General features: G+C 28.7%; 15 protein-coding genes. 14 read left to right on the forward strand and 1 reads right to left on the reverse strand.

Annotated features, from left to right (window positions below; translation table 11 throughout):
* Window positions 1-25: 25 nt before the first annotated feature.
* From E0K96_RS04215 to E0K96_RS04225, 3 genes are all read left to right on the forward strand, one after another.
* Window positions 26-1,102, forward strand: coding sequence for a lactonase family protein (locus E0K96_RS04215; RefSeq protein ID WP_168081436.1), 1,077 nt, complete (start codon window positions 26-28; stop codon window positions 1,100-1,102).
* A 496-nt stretch (window positions 1,103-1,598) separates the two neighbouring features.
* Entirely contained in the window at window positions 1,599-1,760 is a 162-nt protein-coding gene (locus E0K96_RS12330; RefSeq protein ID WP_129737113.1) for a transposase domain-containing protein, read from the forward strand.
* A gap of 171 nt (window positions 1,761-1,931) precedes the next feature.
* Window positions 1,932-2,132, forward strand: a complete 201-nt coding sequence (locus E0K96_RS04225; protein WP_129737021.1) for a hypothetical protein — start codon at window positions 1,932-1,934, stop codon at window positions 2,130-2,132.
* Between the two features lie 590 nt (window positions 2,133-2,722).
* On the opposite strand, the gene E0K96_RS04230 is transcribed toward E0K96_RS04225, so the two are convergent.
* On the reverse strand, window positions 2,723-3,532 hold the full coding sequence (locus E0K96_RS04230; RefSeq protein WP_168081438.1) for a PocR ligand-binding domain-containing protein: 810 nt from the start codon (window positions 3,530-3,532) through the stop codon (window positions 2,723-2,725).
* A 114-nt stretch (window positions 3,533-3,646) separates the two neighbouring features.
* On the opposite strand from E0K96_RS04230, the gene lacZ reads away from it, so the two are divergent.
* The 11 genes from lacZ (at window position 3,647) to galE (ending at window position 18,390) form a co-directional block, all read left to right on the forward strand.
* Window positions 3,647-6,598, forward strand: a complete 2,952-nt coding sequence (lacZ, locus tag E0K96_RS04235) for a beta-galactosidase, LacZ type (RefSeq protein ID WP_168081440.1) — start codon at window positions 3,647-3,649, stop codon at window positions 6,596-6,598.
* 296 nt (window positions 6,599-6,894) lie between these two features.
* On the forward strand, window positions 6,895-9,465 hold the full coding sequence (locus E0K96_RS04240) for a PRD domain-containing protein (protein ID WP_168081442.1): 2,571 nt from the start codon (window positions 6,895-6,897) through the stop codon (window positions 9,463-9,465).
* Window positions 9,466-9,467: 2 nt separating this feature from the next.
* Window positions 9,468-9,773 carry a PTS sugar transporter subunit IIA gene (locus E0K96_RS04245; protein WP_129737030.1) on the forward strand — a complete coding sequence of 102 codons (306 nt, stop codon included), beginning with the start codon at window positions 9,468-9,470 and terminating at the stop codon, window positions 9,771-9,773.
* A 9-nt stretch (window positions 9,774-9,782) separates the two neighbouring features.
* Complete coding sequence (locus tag E0K96_RS04250) at window positions 9,783-11,432, forward strand: PTS lactose transporter subunit IIBC (RefSeq protein WP_129737032.1); 1,650 nt, start codon at window positions 9,783-9,785, stop codon at window positions 11,430-11,432.
* A gap of 13 nt (window positions 11,433-11,445) precedes the next feature.
* Entirely contained in the window at window positions 11,446-12,849 is a 1,404-nt protein-coding gene (gene lacG / locus E0K96_RS04255) for a 6-phospho-beta-galactosidase (RefSeq protein ID WP_168081444.1), read from the forward strand.
* 2 nt (window positions 12,850-12,851) lie between these two features.
* Window positions 12,852-13,511 carry an HAD family hydrolase gene (locus E0K96_RS04260; RefSeq protein WP_129737036.1) on the forward strand — a complete coding sequence of 220 codons (660 nt, stop codon included), beginning with the start codon at window positions 12,852-12,854 and terminating at the stop codon, window positions 13,509-13,511.
* Window positions 13,512-13,605: 94 nt separating this feature from the next.
* Window positions 13,606-15,087, forward strand: a complete 1,482-nt coding sequence (locus tag E0K96_RS04265) for a UDP-glucose--hexose-1-phosphate uridylyltransferase (RefSeq protein WP_168081446.1) — start codon at window positions 13,606-13,608, stop codon at window positions 15,085-15,087.
* A gap of 1 nt (window position 15,088) precedes the next feature.
* On the forward strand, window positions 15,089-15,286 hold the full coding sequence (locus E0K96_RS12255) for an aldose epimerase family protein (protein WP_255456812.1): 198 nt from the start codon (window positions 15,089-15,091) through the stop codon (window positions 15,284-15,286).
* 17 nt (window positions 15,287-15,303) lie between these two features.
* Window positions 15,304-16,098 carry an aldose epimerase family protein gene (locus E0K96_RS04270; protein WP_370519870.1) on the forward strand — a complete coding sequence of 265 codons (795 nt, stop codon included), beginning with the start codon at window positions 15,304-15,306 and terminating at the stop codon, window positions 16,096-16,098.
* Entirely contained in the window at window positions 16,095-17,375 is a 1,281-nt protein-coding gene (locus E0K96_RS04275; protein ID WP_129737040.1) for a galactokinase, read from the forward strand. The genes E0K96_RS04270 and E0K96_RS04275 overlap by 4 nt, the downstream gene beginning before the upstream one ends.
* Before the next feature lie 13 nt (window positions 17,376-17,388).
* Window positions 17,389-18,390, forward strand: a complete 1,002-nt coding sequence (gene galE, locus E0K96_RS04280; protein WP_168081448.1) for a UDP-glucose 4-epimerase GalE — start codon at window positions 17,389-17,391, stop codon at window positions 18,388-18,390.
* The last annotated feature ends 396 nt before the right edge of the window (window positions 18,391-18,786 follow it).

Genomic DNA, 18,786 nt, shown 5'->3' on the forward strand with positions numbered 1-18,786 from the left:
CCTTTCTTTATTAAGGAGGATAAAAATGGGATTGTTTTTTAAGAAACGAAAAGTAAAGCCAATTTTTGTAGGAAGTTATGGTAATGATTTAACTAGAGGAATTTATGTTTTTCATATAGATATTGATAATGGTGAGATTTTAAAAAAGAAATTTTATAAATCATTAGCGAATCCAATAGCCATTTCTAAACGTGAACGTTTTATCTATGTATGTTATAAAAATAATACAGGGAGACCAACTGATGGTGGTTTATGGCAATATGCTTCAATGGATCTACAATTTGGTTTGGCTGGTAAATCAACAGATCATGGAAAGACATATGTAGACAGTTATGTTAATGAAGATCGTACATATGCCTATGCTGTGGATTACTATAACAGTGAAGTTGTTGTGATTCCAATATTGAAACAAAAAATTGTCAAAGTTGTACAAACAATGAAACATCAGGGAAGTAGCGTAGATGAGAAACGTCAAAATGAAGCCCATCCTTGTTTTATTGATGCTACACCTGATCAAAAATGGATAGTTGTTTGTGATTTAGGAACAGATGAAATTGTTCTTTATGATATTGGTGAAAAAGGAAGACTTCAGCGTAATGATGAATTAACATTTAAAGTGAAACCTGGTTCAGGACCAAAGAAAATTATTTTTTCACCAGATGGACAATTTGCATATGTTCTGAGTGAATTAACAAGTGAAATTCATGTTTATCGTTATGAAGATGGCGTATTTACTTTTGTTCAGACAGTCAAGACTTACCCAACAGATGAATATATTGGTCAAAATACTGCTGGTGATATTCTCATTAATGAAAAAGGTGATTACTTATTTGTATCAAACTGTGGACATGACTCTGTGACAACTTTTGAAGTGGATCTGGCTACAGGAATGTTGACAGCTGTAGATAACACTGATACAGATGAAAAACCTGTAAGTATGATTCTTGTGATTGATAAATATATTGTTGTGGCTTCTCAAAAAGGTGGTTCAATTGAATCGTTTGAAGTCAGACGTGGTGAATCAAAAGGTGTTCTTTTTGAAACACATTTTAGTTATATGGTGAGTGAGCCTGTTTGCTTAATTGAAGGAAGAGGTATTTAAGGAGTTGTAACAAAATAACTTTTTTAAAAAGTGGAGGATAAAGGAGTAACTATTGAAAAATAGTTATTCTTTTTTGTAGTGTGCTGTGTATGGCACGAATTCAGTTGGAGATAAATCAACCACAAGTTGTTGACTATGATGTTGAGGATGGAGGAAGTGGTGTAATAATTCTTTCGAGCGTATGAATAAAAACTTGATATAAGGCTAACTGGTAAATAAGATTACCAGACAAACCGAAGTCCAAAAGGTAAACGTAAAACCAAGACTATGGTGAAAACAAAAGAAAAACAATCTCTTAAGATAAAAAAAGGTGGTCAAATGCCTTGTGTTCCAAATGATATATTAAATGATTTATTGACTTATCTTATGAACTAACAGCTAGAGAGATGAGAAGAGATATCTCCGTCTGTTATGCTCTGTAGCACATAACAGACGCAACTGGCTGTTTACCAATACGGTTCAGGGAGCACAGACAAGCGCTGCCTTATATTCACTTATAGAAACTGCAAAGCTAAACAATCTCAATCCCTATGAATATTTTAACTATCTTTTGTCATCATTGACAGAAATAGATATCAATGATGAAGAAGCCCTTGATAATTATATGCCATGGTCAAAAGAATTGCCTGATAATACATATCTGACTAAAAAATCGTAGAGATACGATCTTTTAGTCGAGTCCTGTAAATCATACATATATAAATTGTCAATTTATTACAGCTCTAATTATAATCAATGTCGTTGATTGATAATAGGGCTTTTTCATTTTACGCTTACTAAGAAAAGGATTGCAGAGCTTGACAAAATATGTGATAAAGAAGAATTGCATATGATACTTGATTATCTGTTTAGTAACGATCCATGTTTGAGTGATAGAATAGAATTATATCATTATATAAATAGAAATATAGACAAAACATATTGTAATCATTTAATTGACTTAGAAATAAAAGCAGAAGAAGCAATTTTTGATTTTGATGAACTAGATAATATATTAGCTGATGTTTTCTCTGATGATCAAGATGTATAAATTTTAAATAAAACATGTAATTAATAAGTATATGATTATAAAAAATATATCATTATATTTATATAATCAAAAAAATAAATGAGAATACGTAAAAGATTGTGTAAGTAAATAACGACAAAGTATGACAACCATTTAAATTGTTATATGTTCTTTATATTATAATTGTACCCATATTATTTTTTGATTATACTATAATGTATTCAATTGTTTAATGAATTTGTTGAATGAGGGTAAGCGTAAGGTTGACTAAAAATTTAGTATCATGGAATTATGGAGCAATCCTATATACAAAGATGCGAATTGCATCTTTTTTGTCTGGTTATAATAACCTTTTTTTGCATTATTTGTTTTTTATTGTAAAACCTCTTTTTTACTTTCATTTTTCTTTCCTTAAAGATATTGGATATTTTTTTAACAATACATAGTTTTGTTGCTCATTATGGAAGTATTTTTAAATCTATTAGCTACTTATAATATAATCTTAACTCTTGAATTTACTGACCAAATACTTCAATTATATTATAAATACCAACATAGAAATGTACCATATGTGTGTAAATATTTTTATTTGATAGGTGTGGTTCGATAAACTAAAGTGAATTTTTTTTGTCTGTTGGACTTAAAAGATACTTTTTCTTGAATGCTTTAGAAAAATAATTGGCATCATTAAAACCGCATTCAATAGCAATATCCTGTATAGTTTTATTTTTATCCTTTAACAACTCCATACTCTTTTTTAATCTATACTCCAAAAGAAATTGATGAACAGTAATTCCATATTTAGATTTAAAAGTGTTGATTAGAGTAGATTTGGAAACATAAAAATATTTGCACAGCCAATCAATTGTTATATTTTGATTATAATTATTTACTAAGTATTTATGCACTTCTTCTGCTAGATTTTTTGATTTTGACTCAAGACGATTAGTCAAAGTTATATATTCTGCAACAATATTGACAACACCTGCAAAAGCTATGATTTGTTCTTGAGAGTGAAATGAAATGTGATCTATAGCTTCATCAATCACATCAGAATCTAACAAATATTCGATAGCTTTTCTTTTTATTAGATTTTTGTCATATTCAGTATCTGTTAATGTTTGTCCCATCATAAAAAATCCAGATAAAACACCATATGTATACAAAGGCACACAAGCTTCATACAGTCCAAAATGACATCTATAGATATAAATCTCTCCTGCATTTTTTACATGTTCAAATGCTTTTTTATCACAAGCATGACATAATTTTAATACTTCTGGTTTTGATTTTACCAGTTCACAAAAAGGAGAATTTTTTTCTGGGTAAGATGTCACTAAGTTACCATCTAAATCAAAAATAGATAAATTTAATCCAAATACAAGATATAAATCTTTTAACATGACTTGTAACTCATTCATAATATCCTCCAAAAGTATAAATTAACACTTTATTACCTATTATTATACTTTATTCCATTCGAAAAAGAATATTTTTTTTATAAAATAAATATAGAAATTATGGAGGATATAAAGATGAATATGAACAAAGAATGGATTAAAGATCCAAAGGTATTTCAAATAGGTAGATTAGATCCTAAAGCTTCTTTAAAAGTGTACAGAAACAAAGAAGAAATGGAATGCAATCAAAGCAGTTTATCGGTATTGTTGAATGGACAATGGAAATTTGAATATGCTGAAAGCATAGAAGAAACAAATGATAAATTCTTTGAAAAAGACTATGACTGTTCGAATTGGAAAAATATTCAAGTTCCAGGACATTTGCAGTTACAAGGATATGGAAAACCAATGTATGTGAATCAAACATATCCATGGTCTGCAAGTGAGCAAATTGTTCCTGGGGAGATTCCACACTATAATCAGGTAGGTAGCTATGTACGATATGTATCATTAAATAATGAACAGTTAACAAATAAAGTTCATATTAGATTTAATGGTGTTGAATCAGCGTTTGCATTATGGATTAATGGATATTTTGTGGGTTATAGCGAAGATAGTTTTACACCTTCTACATTTGATATTAGTGAATTTATTGTTGAGGGTATTAATAAGATTGCCGTACAAGTGTATAGATTTTGTAGTGGTAGTTGGTTAGAAGATCAGGACTTTTGGAGATTCTCAGGTATCTTTAGAGATGTTGAACTACTGTTTATACCAAAAACAAGTTTGGAAGATTTGAAGGTAGTGACTTTATTAAAAGAGAATTACACAATGGCAACTGTAAATCTTGATTTTTCATTAGCAGGTAATTTAAATAATAGTGAAATCAAGGTGACTTTGTACAATGGGTTAGAAATTGTTAAACAAATTTCTTTAAAAGGTGAAAAAGAAGTACATGTATCATTTGATGTCAATAATCCAAAATTATGGAGTGCTGAATCAGCATATTTATATCAATTAGTAGTTGAAGTTTTATCAAATGGACAATTGAGTGAAATATGTAAACAAGCTATTGGTATAAGAGAATTTAGAATTATTAATGGTATTATGTGTATTAATGGAAAACGTATTGTGTTCCATGGAGTAAACAGGCATGAATTTTCACCTAAAACAGGACGTGTCATTTCATATGAAGAAACAAAAAGAGATCTTCAAATCATGAAAGAAAATAATATTAACGCTTTAAGAACATCACATTATCCAAATAATACATTTGTTTATGATTTGTGTGATGAACTAGGATTATATTGTATTGATGAAACTAACTTAGAAACACATGGAACATGGAGTGATAGTTTTGATCCTAGTCTATTCTTACCAGATAATAAAGAAGAACAATGGTTAGATAATGTTTTGGATCGTGCAAATTCAATGTATGAAAGAGATAAAAACCATCCTTCAATTATTATATGGTCATTAGGAAATGAATCTCGAGGAGGATCAGTTCTTCAAAAAGAAGCTGATTTCTTAAGAGAAAAAGATAATACAAGAGTTATCCACTATGAAGGATTATCTCATGATAGAAGATATCCAAATACAAGCGATATTGAAAGTCAAATGTATACATTTGCGATAGACTGTGAAAAGTTTATTGCAGAACATACTGAAAAACCATTTATCCTTTGCGAATATGCTCACTCTATGGGAAATAGTAATGGGGCATTATATAAATATATAGAATTAGAAAAGAAACTACCATTATATCAAGGCGGATTTATATGGGATTTTGCGGATCAAGCCTTATATGATGATGAAGGTGTTTTACGATATGGTGGAGATTTCAAAGAAAGACCATCAGATTATGATTTCTGTGGAAATGGAATTGTTTTCGCAGATAGAACAATAACACCAAAGATGCAAGAAATTAAATATTGTTATCAGTATATTGATTTTGATATTAATGAGAGAATCATCACCATTACTAATCGTTATCTATTTACAAACTTAAATCAATTTAATTTTAGTATTGAATTATATTGTGATGGAAAATTAAAGGAACATGTACGTAAAGTAATTGAATTAAAACCTGATGAAACAACTGTAATTGATAATCCATTTAATAATATAGACAATCATCATAGATGTCACGTTGTAGTAAGAGTCTATGATGAAAAGAATCATGAAATAGCTCATGATCAATATTTATATCCATATCATCAACAAATGACACATGCACATTCAAAAGTATCTGTCATTGAAGATTATCTCAATATTGGTGTAGTAGGAAATGGGTTTGCGATTAAATTCGCTAAAAATAAAGGATTAACTTCTATGAAATATGATGATGAAGAAATGATCAGAGTTATGCCTAGACCTCAATTCTTTAGAGCTTCTACAAATAATGATGTAGAAAATAAATATGGTTATAGATATGCAGCGTGGTTACCAGCGAGTATGTTTGCAATAGTAAAATTTGTTAAAATTGTGAGAAATGAAGAGTCATGTGAGGTTCATTTTGATTATCAGTTACCTAATCTAGGAGAAGAAAATGTTCATGTTATCTATACAGTTTATGGTGATGGTGAAGTTGTTATTGATATGTCTTATATGCCATCAAGCAAATATATTGAAATGCCAGCATTTGGTATGATGTTTAATCTATATAGAGAATATGATCATGTGAAGTATTTAGGTTTTGGACCAGAGGAAAACTATATTGATAGAAATAAAGGGGCTTTATTAGGAGAATATGAATATGATGTTTTAGAAAATGTAACACCTTATTTATATCCTCAAGAATGTGGAAATAGAACAAAAGTCAATCATATTATCATAAGTAATGGTAAAAACGATTTCATAATTAAAGGAGAAGATTTAGAGTTTTCTGCTTTACCATATACTCCTTTTGAATTAGAAAATGTTAAACATCAAGATGAATTACCAGTACCTTATCAAACAGTTGTTTGTGTTTATGAAAAACAAATGGGTATTGCTGGTGATGATACTTGGGGAGCAAGAACACATGACGAATTCTTATTATCGAATAATGAAAAACATCACTTACGTTTATCTATTAAGGGAAAATAAAGAAAATGAAAAACAAATATACAGTACTTTTGTGCCAATATGGCTTTTGGTACTGTCATTTTAATATAAAAATCATTTAGTGTATAAAATAGAAAGTAATAAGTTTAATTTTATATAAAAAAGTCTAATTTCATTCAGTTTTTAATATTAGTGTATAACTTTTCTGGGTTTAACAGATCAATATAATGAAAACAATAATTTCATAATGGAAGATAGTATAAAAAAATATATTTTAGTCAATTTGATACAAAAAAACTATCAATGTATTATAAAAATGGATAGAAAAGGAGAAAGTCATGAAAACAAACAAAGAGAAAATTTTTGATTATATTATTGATTATTCAAAAGAATTTAAAACTTTAGAAGATGATGCTCCTAAGTTTGATACGAGATTTCTATCTGAAAAATTGAATATGCAAAGAACAAATATTTCTAGTGTATTGAATCAATTAGTAGAAGAGGGTAAATTATCAAAAACAAATGGGCGCCCTGTAATGTTTTATCTATCGGATGAACAAAAAACTGAACTTGATAATCTATCTTTCAGTAACATCATTGGTTCAGATTTAAGTTTAAAAGAAACACTACAATTAACCAAAGCAGCGATTACGTATCCTATACGTATTCCTCATGTTTTGTATATTGGTGAAAAAGGTGTGGGGGTTAAAACGATAAGTGAAAAAGTATTTGACTTCGCATGTTCACAAAGAATTCTAAAAAAGAATTCTGCTTTTAAAGTGATTGACTGTTTACATTTTGATAAAAATCAAATGAATGAAAGGAGTTTTTGGCAAAAAAATTTTGAGAGTATCAAAGATGGATTACTACTTGTAAAGAATGCAGATAAAATATCAATAAACATGTTTACAGATATTTCTAACATGTTAATAGAAAAAAAAGAATTGAAATTTATACTAATAGTCCATGTAAAAAATGCTGATTCAATAAGTATATTTAAAGATTATTTCAATTTTATTGTTAATATACCTCCCTTAGAAAAAAGAACGTTAGAAGAGCGTTATCAGTTTATTGAAAAATTTTTTAAAGAAGAAGCATTAAAATTAGAAAAAAATATTGAAGTAAACTATGGATTAATGCAATGTTTAATGCTTTATCCATGTATTGATAATCTCATTGAATTAAAAAGCAATATTCGATTTGGTGTTGCAAATGCATTGGTAAGATTTAAAAGAAATAAAACAATTGTACTTGAATTAAGTGATCTTCCAGCAAGTGTTAGAAAAGGTCTGTTATTAATTAGAGACAAAATTCACGAAATTGATCAAGTCCTAGAAAAAAATGTAAATTATATATTTACAAAAGAGCAAACATTACAATCTAGAAGTAAAAAAAATGATACAGACATATATCAAAAAATAGATTTTGATTATAAAGCTTTAGGTCAAATAACGGTTTTAAAGGATGCTGAGGAATTTGTGTTTGCAAATATTGAACATAATTTAAATGAATATTTGAATAAGATAACTGAAAATAGAGATGTTGAAAAAATCAAAACAATAGTTTCAGAAAAGCTTTATCAGATAACAAATGAGTTCATCCAAACAGCTAGCATAAAATTCAATAGAGTATATTCAAATAAAGCTTTCCTCGGAATATGCTTACATTTCAATAATGCGATCATTTCTAATAGAACGAAACAAAGAATATCTAATGAAAAAGTTATGAGCATTATTGAACAGTATGATGAGGAATACTTATATTCTAGAAAGTTTATAAAAAAGCTTCAAGATGAATTTAATGTAAAATTTTCGTTAGATGAAAGTGTTCTACTTACATTACTTATAGCCAATGACAAAAATCAAATATCTAAAAATAGAGAAGTCATAACACTAATTATAATGCACGGAGATAATACAGCCACATCTATATCTAAAGTCGTAAAGAAATTAATGCCAATTAATAATTTACAGGCATTTGATTTATCGTTGGATGATGATATTGAAACATCTTATGAACTATTGAAAAAGAAAATAATAGATGTTAATCAGGGTAGTGGAATATTAGCTTTATATGATATGGGTTCCATACAAGTTATGTTGAATTCTATTAAAGATGAAACTGGAATTGATATCAAATCTATTGAAGTTCCTATTCCTTTACTCGCAATAAGTGCCTGTAAAAGTAGTGAAGAGGGAAAAAGTCTAGAAGATATATATCAGCATTTAGCTAATGAATATTCTGGATTTGCTTATTCGAGAATGCAAAGTAAAGATATCGTAATTGTTCTTTCATCAGTTCATGAGAATAATAGTGATAGTATAAAAAGGTATCTTCAAACACTAGAAGATTATCGTGATTATCAAATATTAGCTTTTAATATAACTGATAAACAAAATCTAATAGATAAAATAAATGAAGTTCAAATAAAAGGAAATGTTGTTGGAATCGTTGGTACATATAATCCAGATATATTTAATCTCAAATATGTTGATTATAGTCATCTACCAAATGTACATACAATCCATGAATTATTTGCAGAAACGAAAGATGATTTTGATGTGTTAGATTATCTTGTTGAACAATTTGATATATTTAAAAAAGATGAACTTAATCAAACTCTTATTCCGTTTATTGAATCTCTTCAAAAAATATTTCATATGTCATTTTCGGAGGATACAAGACTTGGATTATTAATACATATGGGGTGTTTGATAGATCGTCTTCAAAAAAAATATGCGTCAAGTGTAAATTTTAATATAAATACTATTAAAGAGAAATATTCAAAAGAATATGGATTAGTAAGTCAATCACTTTATCCATTAGAAGAAGGTTATAATGTTAAGCTTAGTGATGGTGATAAAGCCACAATTATAGAAATAATAATTAATTCAAAAAAGGAGAAATAATGATGACTAAAGAAGAAGCAACAATGATAGGTTTTGAAATCGTAGCATACTCTGGTGATGCAAGAAGCAAATTATTATTAGCAATTGAAAAAGCTAAAACAAAACAATTCAATGAATGCCAAGCACTTATTGATCAAGCTAATGAGTGTTTAAATGATGCACATAGAGCTCAAACTGAGTTATTGCAATTAGAAGCACGAGGAGAAAGCATAGAAATAGGTTTTATTACTGTTCATGCACAGGATCATCTCATGACAACTATTTTATTAAAAGATATTGTCAAAAACTTAATGGATATTTACAAATAGGAGAGTAAAATGGAAACACTAATATTAAAAATTGAAAAATTCAAACCTATGTTTGAAAAAGTATCTAGAAATAAATATTTAAAAGCAATTCGTGATGGGTTCATGTCTGCCATGCCTGTTGTACTTTTCTCAAGTATTTTCATGTTATTAGCTTACGTACCTAATATTTTTGGATTCTACTGGTCTAAAGAAATAGAAGCAATGATTTTAAAACCATATAATTATTCAATGGGAATATTAGGGTTATTAGTAGCTGGAACAACTGCAAAAAATTTAACAGATAGTTTAAATAGAGATATGCCCGTTAATAGACAAATCAATAATATTTCAACTTTAATGGCAGGAATTGTTGGATTCTTAGTTGTTGGAGTTGATTCAATAGAAGGTGGTTTTTCTAGTGGGTATATGGGATCTAAAGGTTTATTAACAGCCTTTGTAGTCGCATTCTTTGTTTGTAATGTTTATAAGTTCTGTGTGAAACGTAACATTACAATTCATATGCCAGAAGAAGTACCTCCAAACATTTCTCAAACTTTTGCTGACGTTATTCCATTTGGAGTTTCAATTATACTGTTAGCGTTATTTGATATTGTTTTTAGAAATATTGCTGGAATGTGCTTTGCACAAGCAGTTATTGAAGTTTTTAAACCATTATTTACTGCAGCAGACGGTTATATTGGATTAGCAATTATTTATGGAGCAATGTCTTTATTCTGGTTTGTAGGTATTCAAGGACCTTCAATCGTAGAACCAGCAGTTGCTGCTATCTATTATGTGAATATTGCAAATAATCTAGAATTAGTACAAGCTGGAAAACATGCTGCAAATATCTTAACTCCAGGTGTTCAACAATTCGTTGCAACATTAGGTGGAACAGGAGCAACTTTAATCGTCACATTAATGTTTGCGTTTATGGCAAAATCTAAAGAATTAAGAGCAGTAGGTAAAGCAAGTTCAATTCCTGTCTTATTTGGTGTTAATGAACCAATTTTATTTGGTGCTCCTTTAATCTTAAATCCAATCTTCTTTATACCATTTATTGCAGCACCAATCTTAAATATATGGATGTTTAAAGCATTTGTAGATTTCTTAGGTATGAATAGTTTCCAATACATTTTACCATGGACAACACCTGCTCCTTTAGGAATTGTATTAGGTTGTGGAATTTCATTATTATCTATCATTTTTGCAGTATTAGTTTTAGTTGTGGACTTTGTTGTATATTATCCATTTTTTATGGTCTATGATAAACAAAAATGTGAAGAAGAAGCTTTAAAAGGTGGTTATGTAAAAGAAGAATTAGAATCTGTTGATGTAGAATCAGATGTTGTTAATGAAAAACGTGTGCTTGTTTTATGCGCAGGTGGTGGAACTAGTGGTTTATTAGCTAATGCTCTATTAAAAGGAGCAGAAGAAAAAGGTATCAAAATGATTACTGCTGCAGGATCTTACGGTGCTCATTATGATATGCTAAAAGATTATGATTTGGTTATATTAGCTCCTCAAGTTGCAAACTATTATGAAGATTTAAAGAAAGATACAGATCGTTTAGGAATAAAATCAGCTGCTTGTGAAGGTAAAAAATATATTGAATTAACACGTAATCCACAAAAAGCGTTAGAATTTGTATTCTCAATTTTAGATGAAAATAATGAGTAGAGAGGAATTTATTATGAAATTTAGTGAAGATTTTGTATTTGGTGCGGCAACAGCTGCCTACCAATGTGAAGGATGTACTCAAAGTCATGGTAAAGGAAAAGTTGCTTGGGATGATTATCTAGAAAAGCAAGGCCGTTTTTCTCCTGAACCAGCTAGTGATTTTTATCATAAATATCCAGTTGACTTAAAATTATGTAATCAATTTGGTATTAATGGTATTCGTATTTCTATTGCTTGGTCAAGAATCTTTCCTGAAGGAAAAGGTAAAATTAATGATGAAGGTGTTCAATTCTATCATAAATTATTTCAAGAGTGTCATAAAAATGGTGTTGAACCTTATGTTACATTACATCATTTTGATACACCAGATGCTTTACACAAGGAAGGAGATTTCATAAATAGAAATACAATAGAAGCTTTTGTTGAATATGCAAAATTCTGTTTTGAAGAATATAAAGATGAAGTTTCTTATTGGTTTACATTTAATGAAGTATGGCCTATAGCTACAAATCAATATATTGAAGGAACTTTTCCTCCATGCATAACTTTTGATATAACAAAAGCAGTAGCTTCAATGCATGGAATGATGGTTGCTCATGCTAAAGCTGTAAATATCTATAAAGAAAAAGGATATTCTGGAAAAATTGGAATTATTCATTCTTTGGATACAAAGTATCCACTTGATGAAAATGATGAAAGAGATGTTTTGGCAGCTAAAAAAGATGATGTATTAGCTAATCAATTCTTATTAGATGCAACATTTTTAGGTTATTATAGCAATGAAACCTTAGATATTATTCAAGAACTTGTTGAATTAAACGGTGGAACTTTTAACTATGATCAAAAAGACATTGAAGAAATGAAGAAAGCAGCTAGTCAAATTGATTATTTAGGAATGAATAATTATCAAAGCAATTTCGTTAGACATTATGAAGGAGAAAATGAAATTCATCATAATGGAACAGGGGAAAAAGGAACGAAAAAATTTAAATTAAAAGGTGTTGGAGAAAGAGTCATTAAAGAAGGGATTCCTACAACAGATTGGGATTGGTTGATTATTCCTGAAGGTATGTATGATATGGTTAAACGTATCAAAAATCAATATCCAAATTATAAAGCAATTTATATAACTGAAAATGGTATGGGTTATAAAGATACATTTGAAGAAAATAATGTGATTGATGATGAACCTAGAATTGATTATATTAAACAACATTTGCAATGGCTATTAAAAGCAATTGAAGAAGGTGTTAATGTAAAAGGTTATTTTGTTTGGTCATTAATGGATATGTTTTCTTGGTCAAATGGTTACAACAAGAGATATGGATTATTCTATGTCGATTATGAAACTCAAGAACGTTTTCCTAAAGCATCAGCATATTGGTATAAAAGAGTTATTAAACATAGAGAGGTATAGAAATGAAATACAAAGGAGTTATCTTTGATTTTAATGGCACATTATTTTTTGATAATGACAAGCACATTAAAGCATGGGGTGCGATATCTCAATTAATAAGAGGTTATGGTATAAGTGATCAAGAACTTCATGAGCATTTTAATGGTGTTCCTAATAAAGAAATCATTCAATATTTATTTAATGGAGAATGTGATGATGAAATGATTAATAAATACTCTTTATTGAAAGAAGAATATTATCGTAAATATTGTCAGGAAGATGTTGAATCTTTCCATCTTGTAGAGGGTGTTGAACAATATTTTAATGATTTAAGCAAAAGAAACATTCCTTTTACTATTGCAAGTGCATCCATTAAAGAAAACATTGACTTTTTTGTAGAATCATTTCATCTAGATAATTGGATTAATCCTAAAAATATTGTTTATGATGATGGAACTTATAAAAATAAAATAGCAATGTTTGAAAAGGCATCAGAAATTTTAAATATTGAATTAAAAGAATGTTTAATTTTTGAAGATTCTATTAGTGGAATCAAAAATGCTTATCGTGCAGGATGTCCTCATATTATTGTTATAGACTCTGCGAATAAAAAAGAAGAATATCAAGATTTACCTGGTGTCATTAAAGTAATAGATAATTTTGTAGAATTAGAATCTTTATAGACCTCATCGTTAAAGTTCATTTAAAGTCATCTATATGAATAAGCATTCATTGATGACTTTTTATACATAAAATATGTTTTAAAGGAGAAAGAGAATGAATACTAAAATAAATCAATTAATCAATTATGGTTTGGAAAATCAAATGATTTCTTTATATGACGTGGATTATTCAATAAATATGTTACTTGATTTGTTTAAACTAGATTGTTTTGAAAGAACAACAGTCGAAAAAATTGATTATTATTTACTAATTGAAGATATGCTTGATTATGCTGTAAAAGTAGGATTGATAGAAGATAATATCACAGAAAGAGATTTGTTTGATACAAAAATAATGAATTGTATTATGCCAAGACCTAGTGAAGTTGTTAATAAGTTTTATCAGTTATATGATGAGAACAAACAAAAAGCGACACAATATTTTTATGATTTATCAATTCATTCAAATTATATTAGAAAAGCGAGAACTGATAAAAATATTAAATTTTCCCATTATTACAAATATGGAGATATTCAGATATCAATTAACTTATCAAAACCCGAAAAAGATCCTAAAGAAATAGCAAAAGCTAAACTTGCGAAAAGTACAGGATATCCTAAATGTTTATTGTGTAAAGAGAATGTTGGATATGCAGGGAATATGAATCATCCCGCTAGACAAACACATAGAATAATACCTCTTGATTTGAATGGAAAAACGTATAATTTTCAATACTCACCTTATGTTTATTATAATGAGCATTGTATTATTTTTAATAATGAACATGTTCCAATGGTCATAAACAGACAAACATTTGAGAATTTATTTACTTTCATTGAAAAATTTCCTCATTATATGATAGGAAGTAATGCGGATTTACCTATTGTAGGAGGTTCTATACTTACTCATGACCATTATCAAGGTGGTAGACATAGATTCCCAATGCAGGATGCATCGGTTATTAAGGAAATTGAAATTAAAGGATATGAAAATATAAAAGTACAAATGTTGAATTGGCCTTTATCTACATTAAGACTTACAGCTGATGATAAAGAAGTTCTTGTTGATCTATCAGACAAGATATTAAATCATTGGATAAATTATGATGATGTTTCATGTGATATTCTTTCACATACAAATGATGTAAGACATAATACAGTAACACCAATTGCAAGAATGGATAATAATCGTTATCAAATAGATATTGTATTAAGAAATAATCGAACAAACGATGAACATCCTTTGGGTATATTTCATCCACATGCTAAGCACCATCATATTAAGAAAGAAAATATTGGTTTAATTGAAGTCATGGGATTAGCTGTTTTACCTGCTAGATTAAAAGATGAATTAGAATGTTTGAAATTATGTTTGTTAAAAAAGAAATGTATTGATGATTTGGAGAGTTTAAAAAAGCATAAAGAATGGTTTGAATATTTACAAACTTTAGAATTTGATGAGCAATCTATAGATGAGTTTATTGAAAAAGAAGTTACAAAAAAATTTGTTAGTGTATTAGAAAATGCAGGAGTTTATAAGATGAATCAGAAAGGAATAGAAGGATTTACTCGTTTTGTAGATTCTTTGAGTCAATAGTATGATTGAGATTATAGAGAATGTATCTAGAGGTATAGATATTATCTCAATGAGAAATGAAAATATTGAAATACAAGTGACTAATTATGGTTGCACGATATTAAAAATGATTGTCAAAGATAAACATGGAGAAAAAAGAGATGTCGTATTAGGATTCCCTAGTATTGATGATTATAAAAAAAAGACGGCAGTTATCTAGGTGCTTTAGTTGGTAGAGTGGCAAATCGTATAGGAAATGGGAAATTTACATTGAATAATGAGATATTCTCTTTAGAAAAAAATAACGGTTCAAATACATTACATGGGGGAATTGAAGGATTTTCATATAAAACATTCACATATGAGATAAGAGAAAATGAAATTGTTTTTCATTATTTCTCTCAAGATGGAGAAGAAGGATTCCCTGGTAATTTAAACTTTTATGCAACATATATTCTTTTAAATAATGGATTAAAAATTAAATATCATGCAACCACTGATAAAGATACGATTATTAATATTACTAATCATTCCTATTTTAATTTAAGTGGAGAGCCATGTAATATTGATGAACATGAGTTAATGATTAAAGCTGATAAAATGGCATGTATAGATGATGAAGGTTTGTATAATGGTGAAATGAGAAGTGTATGCGGTACGCCATTTGACTTTAATGCGCCTACATTGATAAAGAATAGTATATATCAAGATAATGATCAATTAAAGATAGGAAAAGGATATGATCATTCTTTTATATTTAGTACAAATAAAGATCAAGTCAAATTATATTATAAAGAAACAGGAATTGAACTAACTGTATCAACATCATTACCTCAAACACAAGTTTACACTGTCAATTATCTTTCTGGACAATTAGGTAAGTATGGTAAGTGTATGCATCAAAGAGATGCAATATGTATAGAAACACAAAATATGCCAGATAGTATAAATAAAGAAGAAAATCCAACGGTAATTTTAAGGAAAGGAGAAATGTATGATGAAGTGACTTCATATACATTTAAAATAAAATGATGAAAGCAAGTGAAATTAAGGAAAACTTATTAAATAATAGATATGATAATATGTTTATTGATTTATATGAAGATGAATCATTGATTACTTATCAAAATAATAGATATACAAAAGCAATTGAAGAGTTTATAAAATTATATGATGATCAAGATATTGAAATATATAGCGTGGCTGGAAGAAGTGAAGTGGGAGGAAATCATACTGACCATCAGCATGGTTGTGTATTAGCAACTTCAATTAATTTAGATGCTATAGCAATGGTAACTCCACAAAAAGATATTGTTAAAATTGTTTCTGATGATCTAGATATAGATGAAATTAATATTAACGATTTATCAAAAAGAGATGATGAAGAAGGAACTTCAGAATCTTTAATTAGAGGAGTTTTATCAAAGCTTAAAGAAATGGGTTATAAAATAGGTGGATTTAAAGCATTTGTAACAAGCGATGTTTTAATGGGAGCTGGATTATCATCATCAGCAGCTTTTGAAGGATTGATTGGTACTATTGTTTCTGGGTTATATAATGCTATGGAAATAGATATGGTAACAATTGCTAAAGTAGGACAATATGCAGAAAATGTTTATTTTGGTAAACCATGTGGATTAATGGATCAATGTGCTTGTGCAGTAGGTGGATTAATTAGTATTGACTTTAATGATACAGCAAATCCAATTGTTAATCATGTTGATGTTGATTTTTCTAAATTTAATCATAGTTTATGTATTGTTGATACAAAAGGATCTCATGCTGATTTAACTGATGAATACGCAGCTATACCAATTGAAATGAAAAAAGTAGCTAAATTTTTTGATAAAGAAGTTCTAAGAGAAGTTGATGAAAATGAGTTTTATGAAAATATTTCTGATATTAGAGAGGCATGTGGAGATAGAGCAGTATTACGTGCACTACATTTCTTTAATGAAAATAAACGTGTTGAAAAATTAGTGAATGCTTTAACGGATAATGATTTTGATATGTTTAAAAAATATATTAAAGAATCAGGAGATTCAAGTTATAAGTATCTTCAAAATGTATATTCAAATAAAGATCCACATAATCAAGCAGTTTCATTAGCGTTGGCTGTGTCTGAAGTGGTTTTGAAAAATCATGGAGTTTGTAGAGTTCATGGTGGTGGATTTGCTGGTACGATTCAAGCATTTGTTGAAGATAATTATGTTGAAAAATACAAAAATGAAATTGAAAAGATTTTTGGTAAAGGGTCTTGTCATGTATTAAAAATAAGAAAATATGGTGGAACAAAAGTATTAGGATAAAGGAGAATATAAAATGAATGTATTAGTTACTGGTGGTGCAGGATATATTGGCAGTCATATTTGTGTTGAGTTACTTCAAGCAGGGCATGATGTGGTTGTTATTGATGATTTTTCTAATTCTAAACCAGAAGTATTAAATTATATTAAACAGCTAACAGGTAAAAAAGTTAAGTTTTATGAGTTTAATGTTCTTGATGAAGAAAAAATGGATGATGTATTTGTAAATAATAAAATTGATTCAATTATTCATTGTGCAGCTTTTAAAGCTGTAGGAGAATCAATGGTAAAACCTATAGAATATTATACTAATAATCTCATGTCTACATTGGTAGTTGCAAAAATGATGAAAAAGTACAATGTTAATAATATTGTATTTTCTTCAAGTGCTACTGTATACGGAGATCCTGAAATAGTACCACTCACTGAAGATTGTCAATTAGGAGAGACAACAAATCCTTATGGCACAAGTAAGGCTATGATGGAAAGAATATTGACTGATGTTCAAAAGGCATGCCCTCATATGTCTGTAACTTTATTAAGATACTTTAATCCTATTGGGGCACACGAAAGTGGTTTATTAGGGGAGGATCCTAAAGGGATTCCTAATAATCTAATGCCATATATAATGAAAGTAGCAACAGGAGAATTAAAATGTTTAGGAGTATTTGGTAATGATTATGATACTCCAGATGGAACAGGTGTACGTGATTATATTCATGTTGTTGATTTAGCGAAAGGGCACGTATTAGCAATCGAAAAATATGCGAAACCTGGTGTCCATATTTGTAATTTAGGAACTGGAAAAGGGTATAGTGTATTAGAAATAGTTGGAGCATTCGAAAGAGTAAATGGGGTCAAAATCCCATATGTAATTAAAGATAGAAGACCTGGAGATATAGCAACATGTTATGCTGATCCATCAAGAGCAAAGGAACAACTTGGCTGGGTTGCTACTCGAGGGATAGATGAAATGTGTAGAGATTCTTGGAATTATGCAAAAAAGCATATTAAATAATTAAATTGCTTGTGATAAAAATAAATTAGAAACGAAAAATGAGATTGGTAAAAATTTATTGAGAATTATCCTTCAATCATGAGAGTACTCTGTATTCAATCATAATCTAACAATGTATGGTTCATAATGGTAAGTTAAGCGATTTATATGATATTTTGGGAACAGATTTGTTTCAATGTCACTGTACTTTCAGGCGTTCACAGTACATAGGAACTGACTTTATTACTGATAACATCTCTATGGGTTAACATAGCCTTTTTTTCGGAGTCTATCCTCTGGTTTAGAAGTCATCATTTTTTTGATTAATGTATAATGACATTAATCATTATTTATGGAGGTCATTGTTTATGTCAAAAAATTGTGCTAAAACTAAACCAAAAATTATGAGTCATATCT

Origin of the sequence: Massilimicrobiota sp. SW1139 (assembly GCF_012027715.1) — a bacterium.
Classification (GTDB): Bacteria; Bacillota_I; Bacilli_A; order Erysipelotrichales; family Coprobacillaceae; genus Allocoprobacillus; species Allocoprobacillus merdigallinarum.

Coding starts and splice junctions, on each gene's coding strand:
- galE (WP_168081448.1), top strand. CDS start 17,389: ATGAATGTATTAGTTACTGGTGGTGCAGGATATATTGGCAGTCATATT.
- E0K96_RS04240 (WP_168081442.1), top strand. CDS start 6,895: ATGAAAACAAACAAAGAGAAAATTTTTGATTATATTATTGATTATTCA.
- E0K96_RS04275 (WP_129737040.1), top strand. CDS start 16,095: ATGATGAAAGCAAGTGAAATTAAGGAAAACTTATTAAATAATAGATAT.
- E0K96_RS12255 (WP_255456812.1), top strand. CDS start 15,089: ATGATTGAGATTATAGAGAATGTATCTAGAGGTATAGATATTATCTCA.
- E0K96_RS04245 (WP_129737030.1), top strand. CDS start 9,468: ATGACTAAAGAAGAAGCAACAATGATAGGTTTTGAAATCGTAGCATAC.
- E0K96_RS04250 (WP_129737032.1), top strand. CDS start 9,783: ATGGAAACACTAATATTAAAAATTGAAAAATTCAAACCTATGTTTGAA.
- E0K96_RS04260 (WP_129737036.1), top strand. CDS start 12,852: ATGAAATACAAAGGAGTTATCTTTGATTTTAATGGCACATTATTTTTT.
- E0K96_RS04215 (WP_168081436.1), top strand. CDS start 26: ATGGGATTGTTTTTTAAGAAACGAAAAGTAAAGCCAATTTTTGTAGGA.
- lacG (WP_168081444.1), top strand. CDS start 11,446: ATGAAATTTAGTGAAGATTTTGTATTTGGTGCGGCAACAGCTGCCTAC.
- lacZ (WP_168081440.1), top strand. CDS start 3,647: ATGAATATGAACAAAGAATGGATTAAAGATCCAAAGGTATTTCAAATA.
- E0K96_RS04230 (WP_168081438.1), bottom strand. CDS start 3,532: ATGAATGAGTTACAAGTCATGTTAAAAGATTTATATCTTGTATTTGGA.
- E0K96_RS04265 (WP_168081446.1), top strand. CDS start 13,606: ATGAATACTAAAATAAATCAATTAATCAATTATGGTTTGGAAAATCAA.
- E0K96_RS04225 (WP_129737021.1), top strand. CDS start 1,932: ATGATACTTGATTATCTGTTTAGTAACGATCCATGTTTGAGTGATAGA.